Source organism: Morganella psychrotolerans (assembly GCF_001676055.1).
GTDB lineage: Bacteria > Pseudomonadota > Gammaproteobacteria > Enterobacterales > Enterobacteriaceae > Morganella > Morganella psychrotolerans_B.
In genome coordinates this window covers 26927-52455 of sequence record NZ_LZEX01000023.1, presented here as the reverse complement: position 1 = coordinate 52455, position 25529 = coordinate 26927, and the positions used below count along the sequence as shown (strand labels likewise).

Below are 25529 nucleotides of genomic sequence, written 5' to 3'. Positions count from 1 at the left end.
TTTTTTACATAACCTTCCGCAAAGCACACCGTTATTAATAACAAGTGAAATACTATTTTTTTATTTTAAATTAACAAATTATAATAATAGGAACATTTATTTCACATATTGATATCCATTTGTGAAATTAAATAGATCTATTTTTATTTGTCTTGATCACAAATCAAGTATTTATGTGAACAACATCACAAACTGTAATATGTCGATATATAAAAACAGAGTTTTATGTTTTATTAAACCCGAATATAAATAGCCGAAACAAATTCACTATATCAAAAATCGGCAATGTTAATTAAATGATCATTAGTTTTTCCATGTCGCTGTTCAGCATTTTTTTATTTTGCTGATGATCATGAAAATAAAAAGACAGTCACCGGGTTAATTTATTTAACCTTTTTTTGCTTTCCTGTTATCAGGACGTTTTTTTTGGCAACAATAGTGTCAAAGGTAGCGTATGAATAAGGCACAAAAACAGGTTTTTGTTATTGCCGGAACCAGTAGCGGTTGCGGTAAAACCACTATCACGCTGGGAATTATGCGGGCACTGAGTGCACGCGGACTGACTGTTCAGCCCTGCAAAGTCGGCCCGGACTATCTCGACAGCAGCTGGCACACCACAGTGACCGGTGTTCCCTCCCGTAATCTGGACGCATTTATGCTGCCGGAATCTATCCTGACTTCTCAGTTTCATCATTATATGCAGGATAAAGACGCCGGTGTTATTGAAGGCGTGATGGGGCTTTATGATGGTTTTGGTACCGATCCGCACTATTGCAGTACCGCGGCGATGGCAAAACAGCTCGGCTGTCCGGTCATCTTACTGGTCGACGGCAAAGCGGTATCCACTTCTATTGCCGCCACTGTTATGGGGTTTCAGCATTTTGATCCGACACTGAATATTGCCGGAGTGCTGATTAACCGGGTCAATACCGACAACCACTACCAGCTTCTGAAACATGCTATTGAACATTATTGCAATGTGCCTGTTCTCGGCTACATTCCGGTTATGGCTGATATTGAACTGCCTTCACGTCACCTGGGGCTTATTCCGCCGCAGGAGCAGACACAACAGACAGAGCGCTGGCAGCGACTGGCGGAACAGATTGAAAAAACAACCGATATCAGTAAGTTACTCGAATTAACACAGTGGCAGGCACCGCAGGTCTGTTCTGCACCGGTTCTGACTACCCCGGACGCCGGGCGCGGTCTGACAGTCGCGGTTGCGCAGGATGCCGCGTTTAACTTCTATTATCCCGATAATCTGGATCTTATCCGCCATTGCGGCGCAGAAATCATCACGTTCAGCCCGCTGCATGACAAAAAATTGCCTGACGCCTGCGATATGGTTTATATCGGCGGGGGCTATCCCGAAGTTTACGCAGAGCAGTTATCTGCCAATAAAGAGATGCGGGATGCTTTACTTGCCGCCCACCAGCGCGGTGTTCCTGTTTATGCGGAATGCGGCGGTCTGATGTATCTCGGGGACACACTGACCGACAGCAACGGCCAAACTTACCCGATGACCGGCATTATCAGCGGGCACAGCACAATGGGTAATCGCCTCAAACGTTTCGGCTACTGCGAAGGAACCGCGCTGACAGATACCACATTGGTTAAAGCCGGTGAGCGCCTGCGCGGACATGAATTCCATTATTCTGATTTCGTGACTGATCTGCCTCCTGCGTTTGAATTTATCAAAGAGCGCGACGGCGAAGTGCAAAAGCGCTGGACGGGCGGTTATCAGGTCGGAAATACCTTTGCCGGTTATCTGCATGTGCATTTTGCCCAGCGTCCCGGTTTGTTGGATCACTGGTTCTCTCTTGCGCGGGGCGTGTTATGACACTGCTCAGCTGGCTGATGGCTTTTCTCCTCGACTGGCGCCTCGGTGACCCGGAGCACTGGCCGCACCCTATCCGCTGGATTGGCAATGCTATCCGCAAAACAGAAAGTTTAATCCGCAGCCGCTGCCGGAATGATGCAGCACTGCGCCGGGGCGGTATCGTGCTGTGGGTTGTGATTGTCGGCGGTACCTGGATTATCAGCTACGGCGTGCTGGCGCTGGCTTTTTATCTCGAAACCAGCCTCGGCTGGCTGGTGACTGTCTGGATGACTTACACCGCGCTGGCAACCCGCTGCTTACAGGACGCCGCCATGCGGGTGTATCACGCCCTGAAGGCCGGGAATTTAGCCGAAAGCCGCGAAAAACTCTCATGGATTGTCGGACGGGATACCAGTGAACTGATGCCGCAACAAATCACCCGTGCAGTCACTGAAACCGTTGCAGAAAATACTGTCGATGGCGTGATAGCGCCGATGTTTTTCTTATTGCTCGGCGGCGCACCACTGGCGATGGCATACAAAGCCGTCAATACCCTCGATTCCATGGTGGGATACAAAAATGATAAATACCGCGATATCGGCATGTTTTCCGCCCGTGCGGATGATGTCGCCAATTATATTCCGGCACGCCTGAGCTGGCTGCTGTTTACCTTTGCCGCCCGTGTATTAAAACTCAATAACCGACTCGCTTACACCACCGGACTGCGCGACCACGCCAATCACCGCAGCCCGAACAGCGGCTGGTCAGAAGCAACGGTTGCCGGCGCACTCGGCGTACGCCTCGGCGGTCCGAATACCTATTTTGGTCAGTTAGTTGACAAACCATGGCTCGGCGACGATACGCGGGAAATTAATGCAGACGATATTCTCAGCACCATCCGGTTGATGTGGGTAGCTTCCTCCGCCGCGCTGGCACTGTTCGCCGTCATTCATCTTCTGTCACAGTGGATTTTGTAAGGGAAAATTATGAGTTATATACAACAGCCGCAGGAAATCGAAAAAAACAGTTTCCTGATCATTGATGACATTATCCGGGATTCGCGTCCGGAGTACCGTTTTGCCAGTGATGATCACGCCGCCATTATCAAGCGTGCTATCCACACAACAGCTGACTTTGACTGGCTGGATATTCTGCATTTCTCTGAGGGTGTGATTGAGACTCTCCGCGACGGTATCGCCCGCGGTTGTACTCTTTATACCGATACCACCATGGCGCTGTCAGGGATCAATAAAAACCGCCTGGCGCAATACGGCTCAGAGTGCCGTTGCTATGTCAGCGACCCGCGTGTGGTTGCTGCCGCAAAAGCACAGCAAATCACCCGTTCGATGGCTGCTGTTGATATTGCCATGCAGGAGCCGGGTGAGAAAATTTTTGTCTTCGGTAATGCGCCGACCGCGCTGTTCCGGGTTATGGAGCACGCAGAAAAACCGGTTGCCGTTGTCGGTGTTCCGGTCGGTTTTGTGGGTGCCGCTGAATCCAAAGATGCATTGGCTGAGAGTGATTTGCCGTGCATCGCCGCCCTCGGACGCAAAGGCGGCAGTAATGTTGCCGCCGCGATTATTAACGCCATCCTCTACCGGATGCCGGAGGCGTAATCATGACGCAGGAAAACACCACAGCCCCGGATGACAACGGAACCGGTGTCGTCTGGCACAAAGGCAAAGCACTGCGCAAAGGTTATACAACCGGCTCCTGTGCGACAGCGGCGGCGAAAGTCGCTGCGCTGATGGTGTTGCGTCAGGAAGTTATTCAGCAGGTCTCTATCGTCACACCTTCCGGTGTCGCGCTCTCCCTGAATGTGGAAGAGCCGCTGATTTGCGGACAAACCGCCACCGCCGCTATCCGTAAAGATGGCGGTGATGATATCGATGCCACCCACGGCATGCTGATTTTTGCCCGCGTGGTTATCAATGACAGCGGAATCATTACCTTAGATGGTGGTGAAGGTGTCGGGCGGGTAACAAAAGTCGGGGTCGGGCTACCGATAGGCGATGCTGCGATCAACAAAACCCCGCGCCAGACAATCGAAGCCGCTGTCCGTGAAGCCATCGGCCCGAACCGGGGCGCGGATGTCACGATTTTTGCCCCCGAAGGCGAAGAGCGTGCGAAAAAAACCTATAACGGACGCCTTGGTATTCTCGGCGGGATCTCCGTTATCGGCACCAGCGGTATTGTCACACCGATGTCAGAAGAGAGCTGGAAGCGCTCGCTCTCCATTGAATTAGAGATGAAACGTGCGCAGGGTATGACGCGGATCTTTTTAGTGCCGGGCAACCACGGCGAGCGTTTTGTTAATGAACAGCTCGGGCTGGACGGCAACTATGTCGTCACCATGAGTAACTTTGTGGGTTACATGTTACAGGAAGTCACGCGGCTGAAATTCGAACATGTCGTGATCCTCGGGCATTTCGGCAAGCTGGTTAAAATCGCTGCCGGTATTTTCCACACTCACAGCCATATTGCGGATGCGAGAATGGAAACACTCATTTCCAATCTGGCTTTACTCGGCGCGCCGCTCTCCCTGTTACAGGAAGTTGACGGCTGCACCACAACGGAAGCGGCCATTGAGCTTATCAATGCGCAGGGCTTTCAGGCGGTTTACCCGCGCATTGCAGAGAAAATCTGTGATCGCGTTAATCAGATGCTGCGTTTTTCTGATTCACCGCCGCAGTGTGATGCCATTTTGTTCTCGTTTGATAATCAGGTGCTGGGGACAAACCGTCCGCTGAGCGCCATTACGGAGGGATTCCGATGATTTATGTAACCGGCGTGGGTCCGGGGTCACAGGCGTATCTGACCCGGCGGGCAACTGATGCAATTTCCGGCGCGGATATTTTAATCGGCGGACAGCGTCACCTGAATGAATTTGCCGATCTGCATATTGAAACCAAAGTGATTGATGCCGATGTCAGCGGACTGATGCGCTGGATAGCGGAACGTCTTGATCGCCGTATTGTGATCCTCGCGTCCGGCGACCCGATGTATTTCGGTATCGGTAAACGAATTTGTGACACCTTTTCACCGGAGCAGGTTCAGATAATCCCGGGGATTAGCTCGGTGCAGTATCTGTGCGCCAAAGTGGGCATGGATATGAATGATATCTATCTCACCAGTAGCCATAACCGCAGTCCGGACTTTGACTGGCTGCTCGGTCATGAGCGCATTGGTATGGTCACTGACAAAAATATCGGTCCCAAAGAAATTGCTGCTGAAATTATTCAGCGCCGCCAGAACCGTCGCCTGATTATCGGTGAAAATTTATCGATGCGAAATGAACGGATAACCATTCTTAATGCGGATCAGGTCATGGGCGATTACGACATGAATGTGGTGTTAATCGACAAAAAAGGCAGTGAGGTTTCCTGATGAAAGACGAACTTTTTCTGCGCGGGCAGCAAATTCCGATGACCAAAGAGCCGGTGCGGGCACTTGCGCTCTCACGGCTGGATTTACAGGGCGCTGAGCGGTTGATTGATGTCGGTGCGGGCACCGGCAGCATTGCTATTGAAGCGGCACTCAGCTATCCGGCGCTGGATATTATTGCCATCGAGAAAAAACCGGACGCTGTCGCACTTATTAAAGAGAACTGCCGCCACTTTCAGTGCCCGCAGATCCGCCTGATAGAAGCGTATGCGCCTGTGGACGTCGCCGAAAAAGCAGATGCCGTATTTGTCGGCGGCACCGGCGGCAATCTCACAGAGATTATCGACTGGTCGCTCGACCATCTGCACAACGACGGCACCCTGGTCATGACCTTTATCCTGCTGGATAACCTGACGCAGGCGATTACCCATCTGAAACAGTGCGAAGTCACTGAGCTGGATTGCTGTGAATTACAGGCAGGTCACATGACCGCACTCGGACACAGTTACTATTTTAAACCGAATAACCCTACCTATCTTATTTCCTGTCGTAAGGAGGCCCGTTGTGGCTGAACAGTTTGATCACCAAAAAGTCTGGTTTGTGGGCGCCGGTCCCGGGGATATCAGTCTTATCACCCTGAAAGGCTACCGTATTTTACAACAGGCTGACATCGTCATTTATGCCGGATCACTGATTAACACAGAGCTTCTGGATTACTGCAAAGACGGTGTTGTCAGCTATGACAGCGCGGGCATGACCCTGGACGATATCATCACTGTCATGGTTGATGGTGTGAAAAGCAACAAACTGGTGGTGCGCTTACAGACCGGCGACCTCTCTATTTACGGCTCTATCCGCGAACAGGGTGAAGTGCTCAATGAGCACAATATCGGCTTCAGTGCTATCCCGGGGGTCAGTTCTTTCCTGGGCGCTGCCGCAGAACTGGGCGTGGAGTACACCGTACCGGAAGTATCACAAAGCCTGATTATCACCCGCATCGAAGGCCGCACGCCAATGCCGCCGAAAGAGAGTCTGCGCAGCTTTGCCGCTCACCAGACCTCGATGGCGATTTTCCTCTCCGTGCAGGATATCTCCGGTGTGGTTGAACAATTAACCGAGGGCGGTTATCCGGTCGAAACCCCGGTTGCTGTGGTGTACAAAGCCACCTGGCCTGACTGTCAGGTGCTGCGCAGCACGCTGGAAGATATCACCGTCGCGGTGCGTAATGCGAAAATCCGCAAAACAGCACTGATTCTGGTCGGTCCGTTCCTGGGCAACGAATACCATTATTCCAAACTGTACGATGCAGGCTTCAGCCATGAATACCGGAAAGCCTCAGAGTAAGCGCATTGCGCTGTTTTGTCTGACGCCGGGCGGCAAAGCACTGGCGGAGAAAATCCGCCCGTTGCTACCGGTGGCCTGTTACACCAGTGAAAAACTGGTGTCGGAAGGTTTTGAGCCCTTTATCGGTAGTTTCAGAGCCTCGCTGCAACAGGCATTCCGTGATAACGATGCATTAATTGTGATTGGTGCAACCGGTATCACGGTACGCGTTCTCGCGCCGGTAATTGAAGACAAAATGAGCGACCCGGCTGTCATTGTCATGGATGAAAAAGGGCAATTTGTTATCAGCCTGCTCTCCGGGCATCTGGGTGGCGCAAATGAACTTGCGGTCTGGCTGGCAGAGCGGATTGGCGGACAGGCAGTTATCACGACCGCCACTGATGTCAATCAGGTGACCAGCTTTGATCTGCTGGCACAAGAGATGGATGCCACATTTACGGATTTCCGCCAGACCGTCAAAACCCTCAATCAGATGATGGTCAGCGGTCAGCGTATCGGGATCTGGTGGCATCCTGATGTTGCCGGTGAACAGGATAAGTACGCCACTGCGGGATTGATACAGGTGGATAACCTGCGCAATCTGCCGGAACTGGATGCGTTGGTGTGTGTCAGCTACCGCAGCGAAGAAATATTACTGTCAATACCGGTATATAAGCTTATTCCGCGCCGGATTATCGCGGGCATGGGTTGCCGGAAAGAAACAGCGACAGAGGCGGTCCTGCGCCTGTTCGCAGAGCAGCTGGCAGAAAATAATCTGCTGCCGCAGTCCGTCCGGGCTATCGGCAGCATCGAATTAAAAGCAGAAGAACCGGCATTACTGGCACTCGCGGAGCATTACCGCGTGCCATTTACTGTTTTCAGTGCTGAAGAACTCACACCCGTTGCGGCGCAGTTCCCGGCATCCGAATTTGTTAAGAAAACCGTGGGCGTAGGGAGTGTTTCCCAACCGGTGGCCTGGCTGATGAGCCGTGGTCACCTGATCGGACAAACCCGTAAAGACCAGGGGATCACCATTACGTTAGGAGCAGAAACAATATGTTAACCGTTATAGGCATTGGTCCCGGCAGCGAAGCCATGATGACCGGAGAAGCCATCGCCGCACTGAAAGAAGCGGAAGTGGTTGTGGGATATAAAACCTATACCCATCTGGTGAAACCTCTGGTAGGCGATAAAGAAGTAATCAAAACCGGGATGTGTAAAGAGATTGAGCGCTGCCGTCTGGCAATCGATCTGGCACAGGAAGGTAAAAACGTTGCGATGGTATGCAGCGGTGACGCCGGTATTTACGGCATGGCCGGGCTTATCCTCGAAATTGTCACCAAAGAAAAACGTGATATCGAAGTGCGCGTGGTGCCGGGCATTACTGCCAGTATTGCTGCCGCCTCCCTGCTGGGTGCGCCGCTGATGCATGACTTTTGCCACATCAGCCTGAGTGACCTGCTGACGCCGTGGGAAGTTATCGAAAAACGCGTTATTGCCGCGGCTGACGCGGATTTTGTTATCTGCTTCTATAACCCGCGCAGTCATGGCCGTGAAGGTCATCTGGCGCGTGCATTTGAACTGATGGCGCCGTACAAAGCAGCCACAACGCCGGTCGGTGTTGTCAAAGCGGCTGCGCGTAAGAAAGAAGAGAAGTGGATAACCACCTTCGGTGAGATGGAATATGAACGTGTTGATATGACAAGCCTGGTCATCGTCGGTAATAAATCTACCTATATCAGTGATGACCTGATGATCACACCACGGGGATACGTACTGTGATCCCGCGCGGGCTGCTGATTTTCGGCGGGACCGGGGATGCCCGCCTGCTCTGTGAGCGCCTGGATGAACAGGGAGTCGCTTACCGGCTCTCCGTCGCCACGCCGGCAGGTCGTCAGCAGGCTGCGGGGTTGCAGGGTGAGATCTTTGAAGGCCGGATGGATGCAAATGAGATGGCAGATTTCTGCCGTCATCATGAGATCGGCGTACTGGCTGATCTCTCCCATCCGTACGCCGCTGTTCTCAGTGAGAATATCTTACAGGTGCAGCGCGAACTGGGGATCCCTCTCGTGCGTTATAACCGCCCGAGTCACATTGATGCCGTTGATAACCCGCTGGTGCATAAAGTGGACTCCATTGACAGCGCCTGTGAACTGGCGATGCAGCTCGGGGAGCGGATTTTGCTGACAACGGGCAGCAAACAACTGGCGGACTATATTGCGCGCCTGCCGGGTAAAACCGTGCTGGCACGCGTCTTACCGACACAGGATGTTCTCGCGCAGTGTGAATCTTACGGGCTGACTATCGACCAGATTTTCGCCCTGAAAGGCCCGTTTTCCGCTGAGTTTAATGAATCCTTTTACCGCTACTGCAATGCAGATGTGGTTATCACCAAAGAGTCCGGCGCACAGGGTGGTTTCAGTGAAAAAGTCGCGCCCTGCCTGGCGCTGGGTATTCCCTGCATTGTCGTGGTTCGCCCGCAGACACAGGTGTCCGGTGATGTAACTGAATTAAATAATCTTTCCGGGGTAGAGCAGTATTTGGTATCCCGTTTTTCTGTCTGTTGATTTACTGAGGTTATGAGATGAAAAAAGCGTTATTAGTGATTAGTTTCGGCACCAGTTACGCGGAAACCCGGGAAAAAAATATTGAAAGCTGTGAAAAACAGCTCGCGGCAGCGTTTCCCGGCCGTGATTTTTTCCGTGCCTTTACGTCCGGTATGATTATCCGCAAATTAAAAGCGCGCGATAATCTGCATATCGATAACCCCGAAGAAGCACTGCGTCACCTGCACGAGCAGGGTTATGAGGATGTGGCGATACAATCGCTGCATGTGATTAATGGTGATGAATACGAAAAAATTGTCAGCCAGGTCGAAAAATACCGTCCGTTCTTCCGTTATCTGCGCGTGGGCAAACCCCTGCTGAGCAGCTATGACGATTACTCACAGCTGATTGATGCCCTGCATTTCCAGATGCCGGAACTGAAAGACGATGAGCGCGTTGTCTTCATGGGACACGGTGCTTCGCACCATGCGTTCTCTGCATACGCCTGTCTTGATCACATGATGACCAACAGTGGTTTCCCCGCCCGCGTCGGTGCTGTCGAAAGCTATCCTGAAATTGATCTGATTATCAAAGGTCTGAAAGCCGACAATATCCGCAAAGTGCATCTGATGCCGCTGATGCTGGTTGCCGGTGATCATGCCATTAACGACATGGCATCCGACGAAGAAGATTCATGGCGCACACAGCTTGAGCAGGCCGGTATTGAAGCCACGCCGTGGTTACAGGGCATGGGCGAAAACAACATGATCCGCCAGATGTTTGTCGAACATCTCGCACAAACAATGGATAAACCGGAGTAAGGTCCTTACATACATGAACGCACAAACAGAACAACCACAGGGCAGACTCTACGCTATCGGCACCGGTCCCGGTGCCAGCGATCTGATCACAGTACGCGGTGCGCGGATCATCAGTGAGCTGGATATTCTGTATGCACCGGCCGGGAAAAAAGATGCCCCGAGCCTGGCACATACGATTGTTGCCCCTTATATCACCGGAAAAACCACGGTGAAAACCTATCACTTCCTGATGAAAGCCCCGCAGGAAGCGAAAGAAGCAGTCTGGGATGATGTAGCGAAAGCTATTCAGGAAGATGTGGCTGACGGTAAAAAAGTCGGTTTCATTACCCTGGGTGATTCCATGCTGTTCAGTACCTGGGTCTCCTTACTGGAGCGCATCGGCAACCAGCCATGGTTGGAAGTTGTGCCGGGCGTGACCTCGTTTGCCGCCATCGCCTCACGCGCTGTTGTGCCGCTGGCGATGGAAACCCAGAGCCTTGCCGTTATGGCGTGTACCGCATCGCCCGAAGAACTTGAGCATGCGATTACCCATCACGATTGTATTGTTTTAATGAAAGTCTATGGTCGTTTACAACAGGTACGCGATCTGCTCCGCCGCCATGATTTATTTGATCATGCCATCCTGATGGCCGACGCTACACTGGAAACTGAACAGTGCTGGAGACGCCTGGATGAGATCGACGACGAACAGACACTGCCTTATTTCTCAACGGTATTAATTAATAAAACCCGGAAATAATTCGGTGAGGTTGTTATGCAACAGAAACTCACGCAGTTCTCGTTAACCGGTGCCGCCGTCACAATTTTACTGATGATTGCACCTCAGGAAGCCTTTGCCATGCATATCATGGAAGGCTTTTTACCGCCGATGTGGGCTATCGCCTGGTGGCTGATTTTCCTGCCGTTCCTGGTGGCAGGGATTGTCCGTCTCAAAGCGATTGTTCAGGAAGATGCCAACCAGAAAGTACTGCTGGCACTGTGCGGCGCATTTATCTTTGTGCTCTCCGCACTGAAGATCCCGTCAGTCACCGGAAGCTGCTCTCACCCGACCGGGGTGGCACTGGCGGTTATTCTGTTCGGGCCGTCAGTTGTGGCAGTGCTCGGCTCTATTGTTCTGTTGTTCCAGGCACTGATGCTGGCACACGGCGGGCTGACCACACTGGGTGCCAACGGTATGTCGATGGCCGTTATCGGACCGATGGTTGGTTATCTTATCTGGCGTTTCACCACCAAACTCGGCTGGCGTAAAGATGTCTGCGTCTTCCTTGTGGCGGTGTTTGCCGATCTGACGACCTACTTTGTCACCTCTGTTCAGCTCGGTGTCGCTTTCCCGGATCCGCAAATGGGTATGGGGGCCGCTATCCTGAAATTCATGAGCATTTTCTGTCTGACTCAGGTGCCGATTGCGATTGCGGAAGGTCTGCTCACTGTTCTGGTTTATGACCAGTTAGTGAAACGAAACCTGGTGGGAAATGAGGTACGGGCATGAAAAAGACACTGATTTTACTGTTTCTGACCATCGCTATTTTTATTATCCCGTTTTTTATCGATCACGGCGGTGAGTATGGCGGGTCAGACGATCAGGCAGAGCAGCAGATCCTTGCTATCGCGCCGGATTATGAACCCTGGTTTGAATCCCTGTATGAGCCTGCCAGTGGTGAAATCGAGAGCCTGTTATTTACCTTACAAGGCTGCTTAGGCACCGCCGTTATTTTCTACGTGCTCGGTTATTACCGCAGCGGCCGGAAAAATGCAAAGCCTTGATGCGCTGAGTTACCAAAGCCGCTGGCGTCAGCGTGATCCGAGGGCGAAATTCGCCCTCTACGTTCTGATGATGGTGCTGGCGATGAGCCTGCCTCCGGCAGGCCAGGCGGCTTTACTTATTATTATCGCAGCTTTTACCTGCTGGTTACTGCGGGTATCACCGCTGCGCTATCTGAAATGGCTGCTGATCCCGTTCAGTTTTCTGGCGGTCGGTCTGGTGGCCATTATTATTTCCTTTGCCCGCCAGCCGGATGTCTTACTGTGGAGTATTCAGCTCGGAAAATATTGGGTCGGGTTAGATCCCGCAGGTATTACAACAGCAAACCTGACATTCTGGCGCAGTATGGCGGCTCTTGCCGCGACATTCTGGTTTATGCTCAATATGCCGTTTGAACAGCTGATTAAACTGATGAAACACGGGCGCATTCCGCTGGTGCTTATCGAACAAATTCTGCTGACCTGGCGGTTTATTTTTATCTTTCTGGAAGAAGCCGCGGTGATTTATCACGCACAGTCCCTGCGCTTCGGCTACCGCAACCTGCGCACCGGCTACCGCTCGCTCGCCATGCTGGTAACCATGCTGTTTTCCAGAGTCATGATGCGCTATCAGCAGATGTCTGTTGCACTCGATGTGAAGTTATATCAGGGGAATTTTCATATATGAACCAGCGCCCGCAATTAGCCGTTAATGACCTCACCTTCCGCTATCAGGATGATAATATTCTGAAAAACCTGACGATGGACTTCGGTGCGCATCAGGTAACCGGTATTATCGGCGCAAACGGCTGCGGAAAATCCACCCTGTTTATGAATTTATCCGGGATCCTCAAACCACAGCACGGACAGGTTCTCTGGCAGGGCAAGCCACTGAATTACAATAAAAAAGCCCTTCTTGAGCTGCGTTCACACGTTGTGACTGTCTTCCAGGATCCGGATTTACAGATCTTTTATACTGATGTGGACAGCGATATCGCCTTTGCCCTGCGCAATCTGGGGATGGATGAAGCAGAGATAAAACGCCGGACAGATGAAGCACTGCGCCTGGTTGATGCACTCTCTTTCCGCGATAAGCCGATTCAGCACCTGAGTTTCGGGCAAAAAAAGCGGGTTGCTATCGCCGGTGCGCTGGTGATGGAATCGGATTATCTGCTGCTCGATGAACCCACCGCCGGGCTTGATCCCGCCGGACGGCAACATATGATTTCCCTGCTCGCCCGCATTGCCGGCGCAGGCAAACATATTGTCATTTCCAGCCATGACATTGACCTTATCTATCAGGTTTGTGATGGTATTTACGTGATGTCGCACGGCGAAGTATGCGGTCACGGCACACCGGAAGCGGTTTTCCTGCAAAAAGAGATGATAACCGCCGCCGGTCTGGAACAGCCCTGGCTGGTCAAACTTCACTGTGAGACCGGCCTGCCGCTGTGTAAAACTGAACAGGCGCTGTTTGCACAACTGCAACAGCAGACAACTCCCGCAGCCGGAACACAAGAGGTAATGGCATGACAGTTTCACTGATGATCCAGGGCACCGCTTCCGATGTCGGAAAAAGTGTATTAGTCGCCGGATTCTGCCGGATTTTCTCTCAGGACGGTTATCACTGCGCCCCGTTTAAATCACAGAACATGGCACTGAACTCGGGGATCACCCGTGACGGCAAAGAGATGGGGCGCGCCCAGATTTTCCAGGCGGAGGCCGCCGGTATTGAGCCGGATGTGCGCATGAACCCTGTTTTGCTCAAACCCACCTCTGACCGAAAATCTCAGGTAGTACTGATGGGCAAAGTCGCCAACAACATGGATGCGGTGGAATATCACAACTATAAACCACAGTTGCGGACACTGATCCACGAGGTCTATAACAGCCTTGCCGCTGAGCACGACATCATTGTGCTGGAAGGCGCGGGCAGCCCGGCGGAGATCAATCTGCGCGACGGTGACATTGTCAATATGGGCATGGCGGAGATGATCGACGCACCCGTGATCCTGGTGGCAGATATCGATCGCGGCGGGGTATTTGCCTCTATTTACGGCACCCTGGCCCTGCTCAGTGATCAGGAACGCGCCCGGGTAATCGGCGTTATCATTAATAAATTCCGTGGCGATGTTGCTCTGTTAATGCCCGGGATCACACAGATCGAAGAACTCACCCACGTTCCGGTTCTCGGCGTGTTACCGTGGCTGGATGTCGATCTGGAAGATGAAGACGGCGTTGCATTGCAGGTCGGTAAATATGACGGCAAAACAGAAAAAGTGCTGGATATTGTCGTGGTTCAGTTACCGCACATTGCTAATTTTACTGATTTTAATGCCCTTGCCACGCAACCGGATGTCCGCCTGCGCTATGAATCAGACCCGAAAGCCCTCGGTGAACCGGATCTGCTGATTATCCCGGGCAGTAAAAACACCTTGGGTGATCTGCTGTGCTGCGCCAGAAAGGGATGGATAAAGCGATCCTCGCACAACACGCAAAAGGCATACCAATTGCCGGTATTTGCGGCGGGTATCAGATCCTCGGCAAACATATTTATGATGATGTGGAGTCCGGTATGTCAGATTTACCGGGACTGGGGCTGCTCGATATCACCACCCGCTTCTCCCCGGAAAAAAACACCACACAAACCGCCGGAACAGTCAGCAGCACACTGCCGGGTATCTGGTCGGCATGTACCACACAGCCGGTCAGCGGTTATGAGATCCACATGGGTGTATCAGAATTAGGTCCGGATGCACTGGCGTTTGCGCACATGCATCAGAAAAACCGGGAGCCCTGCAACCATGCAGACGGCGCAGTCAGCCCGGACGGCAGCGTGATGGGGTCTTATCTGCACGGAATATTCGACAGAAATAATTTCACCCGCCCTCTGCTCAACAAATTACGTGAATCTAAAGGGCTTGAGCCATTGCCCGACAGTATTTTTGATTATGCACTGCACAAGGAAGAGCAGTTCAATATTCTTGCCGCACAGATGCGGGAACATCTGGATATCGCAGAAATCACCCGTCTGATGCGTGCCCACAAGGAAAAAACAGCATGATTATTATCACCGGCGGCGCCCGCAGCGGCAAAAGCAGTTTTGCCGAAAATCTTGTCGCAGAGAGATGTCACAGCGCACTGTATATCGCGACATCTGTCATTACTGACGATGAAATGGCCGCACGTGTCGCCCGCCATAAAGCTGATCGCCCGCAGCACTGGCGCACTTGGGAAGGGTTTAAAAACATTGCGGATGCTATCCGTTATGAGCGCAAACCCGGCGAAGGAATTATGCTGGAATGCATCACCACGCTTATCGCCAACCTGCTTTATGATGCCTCCGGGGGTGCGGATCCCGATACACTGGATTATGCAAAACTGGAAATCGGCATCAACAGCGAAATCGATCACATCATCGATGCCTGCAAAGAGAGCGAATGCCCGGTGTATATCGTCACTAACGAGCTGGGCATGAGCATCACGCCGGAAAACCGCCTGGCGCGCCACTTTGTGGATATCGCCGGGCGTATTAATCAAAAACTCGCCCGCCAGGCAGAACAGGTCTGGCTGGTTGTTTCCGGTATCGGAGTTCAGATCAAATGAACCTGAAATATCTGTGGGCGACACTGCAATTTATCACCCGCATCCCTGTGCCTGCGCGCTGGAGTGAGGGGACTGAATTTCAGGAGTACCGCCGCGGGGTTCCGTTCTTTCCGGTCGCCGGCCTGATTGTCGGCATCATCGCCGCACTGCTCACCGCCTGGATTGATTACTCCACACAAAGCCCGCTGATTGCAGCTCTCGGGTATGTGTTTGCCCTGATGTTACTCACCGGCGGCTTCCATCTCGACGGCCTGGCGGATACCTGCGATGGTATTTTCTCTGCCCGCAAACGAGAGCGGATGCTGGAGATTATGCGCGACAGCCGCATCGGTACGCATGGCTGTCTCGCACTGGTTTTTGCGCTGATGGCTAAATCAGCCGCCGCTTATGAAGTCCTTATGTTACATCCCCTCTCCCTGATGACCGCCGCCGGACTGCTGATTTGTGCTCCGGTCGCCGGGCGCACCTGTATGTCGCTGCTGATGTATAACCAGCGCTACGCCCGCGAAGGGGAAGGTATGGGCAATATTTATATCGGGCGCATCAGTCTGCGCCGGTTTATCACCACACTGGCAACCGGCGCCGTCATTGTCACGCTGCTCGGCGGCATGAAAGCATTCGGCGCACTGATTATTACCGCCTTTATTATTTACGGGCTCGGGCGCTATTTTTGTCATCACCTCGGCGGACAAACCGGAGATACCCTCGGTGCCGCTGAAGAGTGCGGAGAGATTCTGTTTCTGCTCGCACTCTTCTGGATGTGACTGTGAGCCTCAGCCGCTTTATTCTTGTCCGTCACGGTGAAACCACCGGTAACCGGGACTGCTTGTTTTATGGCAGCACGGATCTTCCCCTGACAGACACAGGACACCGCCAGGCCGCCGCTGTCGCGGACTATCTGAAGCAGGTACATATTAACAGCGTGCTGACCAGCGGGTTACTGCGCGCGCAACAAACCGCAGAACATATTATTTCACCGGACAGAAAAGCACACACCAGTGAACCGCAATTGAATGAAATGGACTTCGGGGACTGGGAAATGTGCCATTTCAGTGAGATTGCCACCCGTTTCCCGGCAGACTGGGAAGGCTGGATAAATGACTGGCAGAACGCAACGCCTACAAACGGAGAGCCGTTTCCGGTCTTTGCCACGCGGGTACAGACCCTTGCTGACACGTTGCGCCAACAGGCAACAGAGAACCCCGGCACGCATCTTATCGTGGCTCATAAAGGTGTTCTGGGGCTGATGATCGCCCGCTGGTTTAGTCTGCCTGCTGATGCCATGTGGCAGTTTCCCTGTGAGCAAGACAGTTACAGCGTGGTTGAATGCCGCACCGGATTTATGACGTTATCTGTATTTAACGGGCGGTCACCTTATACGCCTGTTGTTTAATTATATACTCGTCATACTTCAGGATGCCTGGGTGTTGACTACGCAAAGCCCGCCGGGTCACATAGTTTATCTATGCTCCCCGTCTGTCTTTGCTTGTCGCCTACAGGCATCCGGAATTATTTAGAGTATCAAATAATGATATGAGCAAAAAACAATGACGACACTGGAAGACCTGATCCGTGCAATACCGCCATTGGATCACACCGCCATGCAGATGGCAGAGCAGCATATCGGTGGATTAGCCAAGCCTCCGCGCAGCCTGGGGCGGCTGGAAGACCTTGCCATTCTCCTCGCGGGCATGCCGGGCATTGATAAACTCGATGATTTACCAAAAGAAATTATTGTGATGTGTGCGGATCACGGCGTATTTGAAGAAGGCGTCGCCGTCACACCACAGAATGTTACCGCTATCCAGGCGCGTAATATCCAAAAGCAACTGACCGGTGTTTGTGCGGTTGCCCGCAGCAGCGGAACCAGCGTGCTGCCGGTGGATATCGGCATTGACTGTGAGCCTATCGACGGCATGATCAACCTGAAACTGGCACGGGGCTGCGGCAATATCGCCAAAGGTCCGGCGATGTCTTACCAGGATGCGGAACACCTGTTGATCGCCAGTGCGGAATTAGTCAGAACCCGCGTGGCGGCAGGGATCCGCGTGATCGGCACCGGTGAGCTGGGTATTGCCAATACCACCCCGGCCTCTGCATGATAAGTGTGCTGTGCGGGCTTGATCCGCATGATACTGTCGGGATCGGCGCTAACCTGCCGCTGGATCGCGTTTCACACAAAGAGGCGATAGTGCGTCAGGCTATCGCGCTGAATCAGCCGGATCCGGCTGATGCGGTTGATGTGCTTGCCAAAATCGGCGGGTATGACCTGACCGGGATGACCGGGGTTATCCTCGGTGCCGCCGCCTGCGGTATCCCGGTTGTCCTTGATGGTTTTTTATCCTACGCTTGTGCGATAGCCGCTTGTCGCCTGGCACCAAAAGTCCGTGATTATCTGATCCCGTCTCATTTTTCTGCGGAAAAAGGCGCGGGTATCGCCTTAGAGCAACTCGGACTCAAACCGTTCTTATATTTAGATCTCCGCCTGGGTGAAGGCAGTGGCGCGGCATTAGCAATGTCGGTCATCAACGCCGCGTGCAGTATGTACTGCTATATGGGACATCAGGCCGCCAGTGGTTTCTCACTGCCGCCGTCTCCGACCCGGTAAAATGGATATTTTTTTAGGGAGTAAAACGCAATGCGAAAGAAGATCCCAAAAACGGATTTACTGATAACCTTTGAGGCTGTCGCACAATATGAAAGCTACACGCGGGCAGCCGAAGAACTGTCACTGACCCAGAGTGCTGTTTTCCGTCAGATAGCCGGGCTGGAAGAATTTTTAAATGTGTCGTTGTTTCATCACGTCCGTAAACGTATTTTTCTCAGTGATGCGGGAAAACATTACCTCGGGCTGGTGCATGACACCCTGGATAAACTGGAAAAAGACACACAGGATATTATGTCCTGGCAATCTTCCCAGCAGTTGTTTGAACTGGCGGTCACGCCGACATTCAGCACACACTGGCTTATCCCGAATTTGCAGGGATTTCGTGAAAAACATCCGGAAATCGCATTGAGTATCAGTGCATTAACCACACCCTCTGATTTTACCAGCCTGAAATATGACGCGGCAATTATGCGGGAAGATTTCTGTAACCCGTGGCCGGACTTTGAATATCTGTTTGAAGAAGAACTGGTGCCGGTATGCAGCCGGATGCTGTGTGATGACAGCGTCAAACTCACCACCAGCCAGGTATTGGAAGAATTTACCCTGCTGCACCAGACCACACGACTGGACGCGTGGAGTGACTGGTTCCAGCTTTCAGGAATTCATAACCCGAAAACCCGTGTCGGCCCGCGCTTTGATTTGCTCTCGATGCTTATCTCCGCGATCCGCTCCAATCTCGGTGTGGCACTTCTGCCGCGCTTTGCGATACAAAAAGATCTGGAAAACGGCGATTTGGTTATTCCGTGCGACCTGCCGATGAGTACCGGCAACCGTTTTGTTCTCACCTATAAAGAGGACAAAAAAGGATCCCTGAACCTGCGTAAATTCAGTGACTGGATCCACCAGAAATCACGGGAAAAAGAGCTGATATTGCCTTAATTCCTGACAAGTGCCGGACAAAAAAAGTGATACCTCGCGGTATCACTTTTTCTTTTATATCAAAGACACTGAGACTTATTTTTTGTCTTTTGCAATTTTGTTGCGGATATTTTCAGCGCGCTCTTTTGACGGCGGGTGAGAGTCAAACATGCTGCTCTTGCCTTTATCCAGAGCGGCAAATTTTTCAAACCCGGTTGCCAGCCCTTCAGTAGAAATGTTGCGTTTTTTCAGCAGATCGTAAGAGTAATTATCCGCTTCTGATTCCTGATGCTGAGAGAACTGCGAATTCACTAACTTCACACCCATATCAGCAAACTGAGAGTTGCTCAGTTGTGACGCAACACCACCGGCAGAGCCTGCCGCTGTTTTTGCTGCAACGGTGCTGTAAGCAACCTGCATCGCTTTACGGGAGTGACCAAGGGAAACGTGACCGATTTCATGACCCAGAACACCTTCAATTTCATTGTCTGTCATCATGTCCATCAGGCCGCTGTATACACGCACACAGCCATTTGCCATTGCCCAGGCATTCACATCTTCGGTCATATACACTTTGTAGTTAACATTGGTGCCATCAATATTAGAGCCTAATGATTTGGCAATTTTATTCATACGGGCAGTGTATTTACTTGATGCCGGTGCAACCTTGTTCTGCGCATCCATTTCTTTACAGGCGCCGTCAGTCAGTTTCACCATATCCGCATCCGTTAATGTTGCGGCCTGAAATAACTGTCCGCCGGATTGCGCCAGCGCGTCATAATTCATGTTCTGACACCCTGCCAGTACTGTTGTTGTTAATGCAATAGCCAGAGCTGTTTTCAGTTTCATCATTTCCCTATCCGTTTATTATTAATTAGCTTTATACCCTTATTCATTCAAACTGCAGGTTTGTTGGCTGCACTCAGCCAGCCGGGTCACATACTAATGTATGCTCCCCGGCGGTCGGAGCTTGCCGCCTCCCTGCATCTTGAATGACGTTGGGTATATAACGTTTTAGAAAGTAACAATTTTTGGTCACAGATCGGAAGCAGCCTATTCTGAAAAATCACAGAATATTCTCATTTTGGGATCAGAAACTCATTTTTATCGGTAATTAAATGCGGTCATACCGACATTAAATCATTAGTATTTTTTATATAATTATATAAAAAATCGCCCCCGTGAATAACGGAGGCGATGTTCGAAACAGATACAGCAAAATTTACAGCAGAGCAAAGACTTACCAGTCAATTCCCTTCTGAGCGGCAATACCGACATCAAAAGCATGTTTGACCGGACGTAACTCACTGACAGTATCTGCCAGATCCGTGATATCACGGTGGCAGCCCCGCCCGGTAATAATCACACTCTGATTTTCCGGACGATTTTTCAGGAATGAGATAATTTCATCTAAATCAATATACCCGTAGCGCACCATGTAGGTCAGTTCATCAAAGACAATCAGGTCATAAGATGCATCCTGTAACATTGCTTTGCCGTACTGCCACACTTCCTGTGCCGCACGGGTATCACCTTCTTTGTCCTGTGTGTTCCAGGTAAAACCGGTCGCCATGATATGAAACTCAACGCCCAGTTTTTCCAGAACATTACGCTCGCCGCATTCCCACTGACCTTTGATAAACTGCACAACACCGACTTTCAGGCCATGCCCGACAGCGCGGGTTGCAGTTCCGAAAGCCGCTGTGGATTTTCCTTTCCCGTTCCCGGTGAACACCATCAGAACGCCACCGGTTTTCTGAGCAGCGGCAACGCGCTCATCGACATGATCTTTCAGTTTCTGTTGTCGTTGTTGATAACGTTCGTCACTCATGCAAACTCCTCAGGGAAAGTGTTGGCTCAGGCAGGCTGACCCGCCACGCATTTATCACATTTTTTAGTCTGAACCTGCTCGAAGAAGTTATTCCCTTTGTCATCCACAAGGATAAAGGCCGGGAGCCCTTCCACTTCCATTTTCCAGACCGCTTCCATACCCAGTTCAGGGTATTCCAGGATATCCAGGCTCTTCACATATTCCTGTGCCAGGATAGCCGCTGATCCGCCGATACTGCCCAGATAGAAACCGCCGTGTGCTTTACACGAATCCGTCACAGCCTGACTGCGGTTTCCTTTCGCAAGCATCAGCATACTGCCGCCCATCGACTGGAACAAGTCCACATACGGATCCATACGGTTACCGGTTGTCGGCCCCAGCGAGCCGGAAACCAGTTCTTCCGGTTTTTTGGCCGGTCCCGCATAGTACACCATATAATCTTTGAAGTACTGTGGTAAGCCTTCGCCTCTGTCCACACGCTCTTTCAGTTTCATGTGTGCGATATCACGGGCAATAATAAGCGGTCCGCTGAGTGACACGCGGGTGGAAACCGGATATTTGCTCAGCTCTTTCAGAATGTCTGCCATCGGCCGGTTCAGGTCGATATTAACCATGTTACTTTCATCTTCAGTACGCATGGATTCCGGAATGTAGCTTGCCGGGTTGTACTCCAGTTTCTCCAGCCAGATCCCGTCTTTTGTTATCTTCCCTTTGATATTACGGTCAGATGAACAAGAGAGCGCCAGACCAATAGGACATGAACCGCCATGACGCGGCAGGCGGATAATCCGGATATCATGCGCAAAATATTTACCGCCGAACTGAGCCCCGAAACCAAATTCGCGGGTCGCTTCCAGCAACTCCTCTTCCAGCTCTCTGTCACGGAATGCACGACCCAGTTCATTGCCGCTGTCCGGCAGATTGTCGTAATACTTGGTGGATGCCAGTTTTACGGTTTTCAGGTTCATTTCCGGTGAGGTACCGCCGATAGCAAATGCAATATGGTACGGCGGGCAGGCCGTTGTACCGAGATATTTCATTTTATCGATCAGGAAGGCTTTCAGACGGTCATGTTCCAGAATAGCTTTTGTTTCCTGGTACAGTGCCGTTTTATTTGCTGAACCGCCGCCTTTGTTGACAAACAGGAAGTGATATTCCGCCCCTTCTGTTGCAAAAATATCAATCTGTGCCGGTAAATTGGTACCGGTATTCACTTCACGATACATATCCAGCGCTGCATTTTGCGAGTAACGCAGATTTTCGCGACGGAAAGTATTGTAGATGCCGCGGGATAAACACTCAGCGTCATTTGCGCCGGTCCATACCTGCTGACCTTTTTTCGCCACAATCGTGGAGGTTCCGGTATCCTGGCAGTTCGGCAGCACACCTTTTGCCGAAATTTCGGCATTACGCAGCAGTTGCAGCGCAACATATTTGTCGTTTTCGCTGGCCTGCGGATCACTTAATATTTGGGCAACCTGGCGCTGATGCGCCGGGCGCAGGAAATAGGAGGCATCATGGACGGCCTGCTCAGCAATGAGTGTCAGAGCCTGCGGTTCAACTTTTAACATTTCACGACCTTCAAATGTCACCGTTGAAACGTGCTCCTTGCTCAGCAAATAATAATCCGTTTTATCTTCAGATAACGGGAAAGGATCCTGATACTCAAAAGTTTTATTTGTCATTATATTCACTCGTATTAAATCAGAAAGAGAATGAAGAACATCCGACATAAGATTTAAAAATAGACATATCCTGACTGATTATGGTTGTTTATCGTCACCGAAAACAAATGATTAAAATGAAGGAGTTGGTGAATTTAAAGAAGAAACCAATGTATATCACTACATTTTCATTAAATGAAAAATGAGTTATAAAACAATTAAATACAATATTAATTAACGAATTTAAAATGATAAAATAACATATTAAAATCATATTTAATGATGGTTATAAATTTATAAAATAAAAATCTAAACTTTATTTTATAAAAAATGAGATCCAGTCTGCTAAATACAAAATAACTAAAGTGTAAAAGTGTTAAGCCGGTCATAGGATATTCTGTCGTGAACAAAAAAACGCAGGCCGGAAATCTCAGCCTGCGGTTTTACAGCATGTGAAATCAGGTTCAGATAACTGTTCTGACCGGTGCCGGCTCAGTCAAATCGTCATCAGATACCTGTACAGAGATCACCGGTGGCTTTCCGTGACACCCTTCCCCGTAATGCTCACCTTCCCAGCGCCCGACAATCGCAGCGCCCATTGCATTACTCATCACATTTGTCGCTGAGCGCCCCATATCCAGGAACGGATCAACCCCCATCAGCAGGATAAGCCCGGCTTCCGGAATATTAAACTGTGTCAGTGTGGCAGCGATCACCACCAGCGATGCCCGCGGCACCCCGGCCATGCCTTTGGAGGTCAGCATCAGGATAAGCAACATCGTTATCTGGTCGCCCACGGAGATATCAATATTACAGGCCTGCGCGATAAAAATAACCGCAAAAGAGCAATAAGCCATTGAACCGACAAGGTTAAATGAATAGCCGATAGGCAGAACAAAACTGGCAATTTTGTTAGAAACACCAAACTGCTCCAGTTGTTTCAGCGTGCCGGGAAAAGCCGCTTCTGAACTTGATGTGGTAAATGCCAGCAAAGCAGGCTCAGTGATCCCTTTCGTCAGGCGTAAAACACAACGCCCGACAATCAGTGCGGCCAGACCAATTAATACCAGCCACAATGTCGCCAGGGTCAGGTAAAATTCGCCCATAAAAATCCCGGCGTTCAGCAAGACCACCAGCCCGCGCTCCGCAATCATGCCTGAAATCGCCGCAAATACGGTCAATGGTGCAAACAGCATCACATAGCCGGTCAGTTTCAGCATCAGGCTGACAACAGACTCCAGCAGAGTCAGAATCGGCCGGCCTTTTTCACCTATCGCTGAAAGGGCAATTCCCATAAAGATTGAAAATACAACAATCTGCAATATTTCATTGCGCGCCATCGCATCGACAATACTGGTTGGGATAAGGTGTGCGATGAAATTTTTCACCGAAAACGCGACGACGGACACATTCTCCACAACCGTATCCGCCGGTGCCACAAAGTTAATACCAACGCCGGGTTTGAGCAGATTAACAATCACCAGACCGAGTGTGATGGAAATAAATGACGCACAAACAAACAAAAACAGCGTTTTGGAGAAAACCCGGCCCAGGGTTTTGGCATCACCCATTTTTGCGATCCCCACCACCAGTGTGGAGAGGATAAGCGGAGCGATAATCATCTTGATCAGACGTAAAAAAATATCAGTGACAATTGAAATATCGGCAGAATACTGCTGGTTAAATTCAGCCGTTGCCAGATTATTCAGTGCAAATCCTACGATCACCCCGAAAAACAATGCCACGACAATCCAGGTCGTTAAACTTTTTGACTTCATACTATCTCCGTTATGCTGATGTGTATTATTCTCCCGGGAGACTTAAATAAATCTGATTGGTTATCTCTGTTATTCTCTGCAACAGAAAAAACCATACACAGAAAGAGGGGGAGTTCAGAACAATACTGACGTCTGCCTTTAACAAAATGATCAATAAAATACACTGCCATTTACATAGCAATGCGTAATTTTACCCACTGAACTGAACACAATTCAGCCATTATTTTGTTGCAGACTAAGGATCACGTAATCGATGTTACGCAATAAAGTTACTTTCTTACTACCATTCACATCACATTAACAATGATGTTTAGTTTTTATACGAACGGCCTGTTTTTCATTAAGAAATATGGCTCTCACAAAATCATACTCCTTTTTTATTTGATATGGCGCGCTTTATTGTTTAATTTTTTGTTGCGGATAAAATAACCAATATCCTGTTTTTTATTAATTTTATTTATAAAAAAAGGCCGCACACTGTGCCGCCCTTTCTGAAAAATCATCCTGTAATCCGTTTATTTCGGCAGAACGCCATAGCCACGGAAATTACCTGTCTGTTTCATAAAATCATTGTGATACTCATTCTCTGCAACGGTATTTGAAGAGCCACTTTTTGCTGACGCGGAAACAAGCGCCATTGTTGTCTGATGGATCTCATCATTGAGCTTATCGTGAATATCCGCATTATCTGACTCTTTTATCTGTGTCAGAAGACCGGTTAATTTTACAGCCTGCTTCTGTGTCTCTGCATCCTTAAAAGCAGGCACCGGAATGGTATAATCAAAGGTCATATTCACACTGTCTTTGGTTTCATCTCCGGGAGCCGCCGGAGCCAAATTCTGACCATAATCAGATGCGATATAAGCGACTAATTCTGCCTTATCAAAACATTTTGTTTTAATATTTCCGACCGACTTGCGATCACCGGTGGTAATTTCATCCGGGAATGGCTTACCAACCGGATAGCTGCAATTAAACAGGTTATGATCAATCATTGCTGCATTACTGCTGCGCACCGGCATCTGTAATTCATGACCATTAATAGTGACATCAAAAAGTGCCGGTTTAAAACGGGAACCCTGACCTTCGGTCGCATAGATTTCCGACAACATATAATAAACGTGATTATCCGGGTTAATAATGCCGCCGCTGTTATTTTCATACACCATAAAAGTGTATTTCTCACCTTTTGCATTCTGAATGCTGTGCATACCGGGTGATAATTTAACGCTGCCGGTAGTACCCGGCTCAAGGGTATAATCTTTATCATCTACTTTAAATGTCAGGGCACTGTTCGCCGGATTACTGTACCAGAACTCATTTTTTGTACTATCAGGATCCAGACTGTCGCATGCAGCTGCCAGTAAAACGGCAATGCCTAATACACTTAATTTTAATGTGGTTTTCATTTACTATCTCATTATATGTGCTGATTTTAACCCCGATGTTATCAATCATTATTTGCGGGGTACAGATACAATCTCTGCCTGC

Annotated in this window: 25 protein-coding genes and 2 pseudogenes; 22 read left to right on the top strand and 5 right to left on the bottom strand. The window is 50.3% G+C overall.

Features of this window, described 5'->3' with window-relative positions; all coding sequences use genetic code 11:
* The first annotated feature begins 454 nt into the window (after positions 1–454).
* The 22 genes and pseudogenes from AYY17_RS12230 to AYY17_RS12125 all read left to right on the top strand — a co-directional run bounded on the left by AYY17_RS12230 (position 455) and on the right by AYY17_RS12125 (position 18786).
* On the top strand, positions 455–1840 hold the full coding sequence (locus AYY17_RS12230; protein ID WP_067424050.1) for a cobyrinate a,c-diamide synthase: 1386 nt from the start codon (positions 455–457) through the stop codon (positions 1838–1840).
* Entirely contained in the window at positions 1837–2796 is a 960-nt protein-coding gene (gene cbiB, locus AYY17_RS12225; RefSeq protein ID WP_067424048.1) for an adenosylcobinamide-phosphate synthase CbiB, read from the top strand. The genes AYY17_RS12230 and cbiB overlap by 4 nt, the downstream gene beginning before the upstream one ends.
* A 9-nt stretch (positions 2797–2805) precedes the next feature.
* On the top strand, positions 2806–3435 hold the full coding sequence (locus tag AYY17_RS12220) for a cobalt-precorrin-8 methylmutase (protein WP_067424046.1): 630 nt from the start codon (positions 2806–2808) through the stop codon (positions 3433–3435).
* Positions 3436–3437: 2 nt separating this feature from the next.
* Positions 3438–4595, top strand: coding sequence for a cobalt-precorrin-5B (C(1))-methyltransferase CbiD (gene cbiD / locus AYY17_RS12215; protein WP_067424044.1), 1158 nt, complete (start codon positions 3438–3440; stop codon positions 4593–4595).
* Complete coding sequence (locus tag AYY17_RS12210) at positions 4592–5206, top strand: cobalt-precorrin-7 (C(5))-methyltransferase (RefSeq protein ID WP_067424042.1); 615 nt, start codon at positions 4592–4594, stop codon at positions 5204–5206. Before cbiD ends, AYY17_RS12210 begins: the two co-directional genes overlap by 4 nt.
* On the top strand, positions 5206–5775 hold the full coding sequence (locus tag AYY17_RS12205; RefSeq protein ID WP_067403478.1) for a decarboxylating cobalt-precorrin-6B (C(15))-methyltransferase: 570 nt from the start codon (positions 5206–5208) through the stop codon (positions 5773–5775). Before AYY17_RS12210 ends, AYY17_RS12205 begins: the two co-directional genes overlap by 1 nt.
* The gene (locus tag AYY17_RS12200) at positions 5768–6547 is read left to right on the top strand and encodes a cobalt-precorrin-4 methyltransferase (RefSeq protein WP_067403475.1); all 780 of its coding nucleotides are present in this window, start codon (positions 5768–5770) and stop codon (positions 6545–6547) included. Before AYY17_RS12205 ends, AYY17_RS12200 begins: the two co-directional genes overlap by 8 nt.
* Positions 6522–7589, top strand: a complete 1068-nt coding sequence (locus AYY17_RS12195) for a cobalt-precorrin 5A hydrolase (RefSeq protein ID WP_067424040.1) — start codon at positions 6522–6524, stop codon at positions 7587–7589. Before AYY17_RS12200 ends, AYY17_RS12195 begins: the two co-directional genes overlap by 26 nt.
* Positions 7583–8308: a precorrin-3B C(17)-methyltransferase gene (locus AYY17_RS12190; protein ID WP_067424037.1), complete on the top strand. Its 726-nt coding sequence runs from the start codon at positions 7583–7585 to the stop codon at positions 8306–8308. The genes AYY17_RS12195 and AYY17_RS12190 overlap by 7 nt, the downstream gene beginning before the upstream one ends.
* Positions 8305–9093 carry a cobalt-precorrin-6A reductase gene (locus tag AYY17_RS12185; RefSeq protein ID WP_202906419.1) on the top strand — a complete coding sequence of 263 codons (789 nt, stop codon included), beginning with the start codon at positions 8305–8307 and terminating at the stop codon, positions 9091–9093. Before AYY17_RS12190 ends, AYY17_RS12185 begins: the two co-directional genes overlap by 4 nt.
* A gap of 17 nt (positions 9094–9110) precedes the next feature.
* Positions 9111–9893 carry a sirohydrochlorin cobaltochelatase gene (cbiK, locus tag AYY17_RS12180; RefSeq protein WP_067424036.1) on the top strand — a complete coding sequence of 261 codons (783 nt, stop codon included), beginning with the start codon at positions 9111–9113 and terminating at the stop codon, positions 9891–9893.
* 13 nt (positions 9894–9906) lie between these two features.
* Positions 9907–10632 carry a cobalt-factor II C(20)-methyltransferase gene (locus AYY17_RS12175; protein WP_067424034.1) on the top strand — a complete coding sequence of 242 codons (726 nt, stop codon included), beginning with the start codon at positions 9907–9909 and terminating at the stop codon, positions 10630–10632.
* Between the two features lie 15 nt (positions 10633–10647).
* Positions 10648–11382 (top strand): energy-coupling factor ABC transporter permease, encoded by a 735-nt coding sequence (locus tag AYY17_RS12170; protein ID WP_067424032.1) that lies wholly within the window; start codon positions 10648–10650, stop codon positions 11380–11382.
* Positions 11379–11657 carry an energy-coupling factor ABC transporter substrate-binding protein gene (locus AYY17_RS12165; protein ID WP_067403461.1) on the top strand — a complete coding sequence of 93 codons (279 nt, stop codon included), beginning with the start codon at positions 11379–11381 and terminating at the stop codon, positions 11655–11657. Before AYY17_RS12170 ends, AYY17_RS12165 begins: the two co-directional genes overlap by 4 nt.
* Positions 11644–12321: an energy-coupling factor ABC transporter transmembrane protein gene (locus AYY17_RS12160; protein ID WP_067424031.1), complete on the top strand. Its 678-nt coding sequence runs from the start codon at positions 11644–11646 to the stop codon at positions 12319–12321. The genes AYY17_RS12165 and AYY17_RS12160 overlap by 14 nt, the downstream gene beginning before the upstream one ends.
* A complete protein-coding gene (locus AYY17_RS12155) occupies positions 12318–13166 on the top strand; it encodes an ATP-binding cassette domain-containing protein (RefSeq protein WP_067424029.1) in 849 nt (282 codons plus the stop codon). The genes AYY17_RS12160 and AYY17_RS12155 overlap by 4 nt, the downstream gene beginning before the upstream one ends.
* Positions 13163–14697, top strand: a pseudogene (locus AYY17_RS12150) (cobyric acid synthase). Before AYY17_RS12155 ends, AYY17_RS12150 begins: the two are co-directional and overlap by 4 nt.
* Positions 14694–15239 (top strand): bifunctional adenosylcobinamide kinase/adenosylcobinamide-phosphate guanylyltransferase, encoded by a 546-nt coding sequence (cobU, locus tag AYY17_RS12145; protein WP_067424027.1) that lies wholly within the window; start codon positions 14694–14696, stop codon positions 15237–15239. Before AYY17_RS12150 ends, cobU begins: the two are co-directional and overlap by 4 nt.
* Positions 15236–16003 carry an adenosylcobinamide-GDP ribazoletransferase gene (gene cobS, locus AYY17_RS12140; RefSeq protein WP_067424025.1) on the top strand — a complete coding sequence of 256 codons (768 nt, stop codon included), beginning with the start codon at positions 15236–15238 and terminating at the stop codon, positions 16001–16003. The genes cobU and cobS overlap by 4 nt, the downstream gene beginning before the upstream one ends.
* A gap of 2 nt (positions 16004–16005) precedes the next feature.
* Entirely contained in the window at positions 16006–16632 is a 627-nt protein-coding gene (gene cobC, locus AYY17_RS12135) for an alpha-ribazole phosphatase (protein WP_067424023.1), read from the top strand.
* 154 nt (positions 16633–16786) lie between these two features.
* Positions 16787–17847, top strand: a pseudogene (gene cobT / locus AYY17_RS12130) (nicotinate-nucleotide--dimethylbenzimidazole phosphoribosyltransferase).
* A 30-nt stretch (positions 17848–17877) separates the two neighbouring features.
* Positions 17878–18786: a LysR substrate-binding domain-containing protein gene (locus AYY17_RS12125; RefSeq protein ID WP_067403438.1), complete on the top strand. Its 909-nt coding sequence runs from the start codon at positions 17878–17880 to the stop codon at positions 18784–18786.
* 75 nt (positions 18787–18861) lie between these two features.
* On the opposite strand, the gene loiP is transcribed toward AYY17_RS12125, so the two are convergent.
* The 5 genes from loiP to AYY17_RS12100 all read right to left on the bottom strand — a co-directional run bounded on the left by loiP (position 18862) and on the right by AYY17_RS12100 (position 25447).
* Positions 18862–19614: a metalloprotease LoiP gene (gene loiP, locus AYY17_RS12120; protein ID WP_067424464.1), complete on the bottom strand. Its 753-nt coding sequence runs from the start codon at positions 19612–19614 to the stop codon at positions 18862–18864.
* A 391-nt stretch (positions 19615–20005) separates the two neighbouring features.
* Positions 20006–20596 (bottom strand): cob(I)yrinic acid a,c-diamide adenosyltransferase, encoded by a 591-nt coding sequence (cobO, locus tag AYY17_RS12115; protein ID WP_067403435.1) that lies wholly within the window; start codon positions 20594–20596, stop codon positions 20006–20008.
* A gap of 26 nt (positions 20597–20622) precedes the next feature.
* On the bottom strand, positions 20623–22281 hold the full coding sequence (locus AYY17_RS12110; protein ID WP_067403433.1) for a fumarate hydratase: 1659 nt from the start codon (positions 22279–22281) through the stop codon (positions 20623–20625).
* A 443-nt stretch (positions 22282–22724) separates the two neighbouring features.
* The gene (locus tag AYY17_RS12105) at positions 22725–24038 is read right to left on the bottom strand and encodes a dicarboxylate/amino acid:cation symporter (RefSeq protein WP_067424019.1); all 1314 of its coding nucleotides are present in this window, start codon (positions 24036–24038) and stop codon (positions 22725–22727) included.
* Between the two features lie 515 nt (positions 24039–24553).
* Positions 24554–25447, bottom strand: a complete 894-nt coding sequence (locus AYY17_RS12100) for a hypothetical protein (RefSeq protein ID WP_067424016.1) — start codon at positions 25445–25447, stop codon at positions 24554–24556.
* Positions 25448–25529 lie beyond the last annotated feature (82 nt).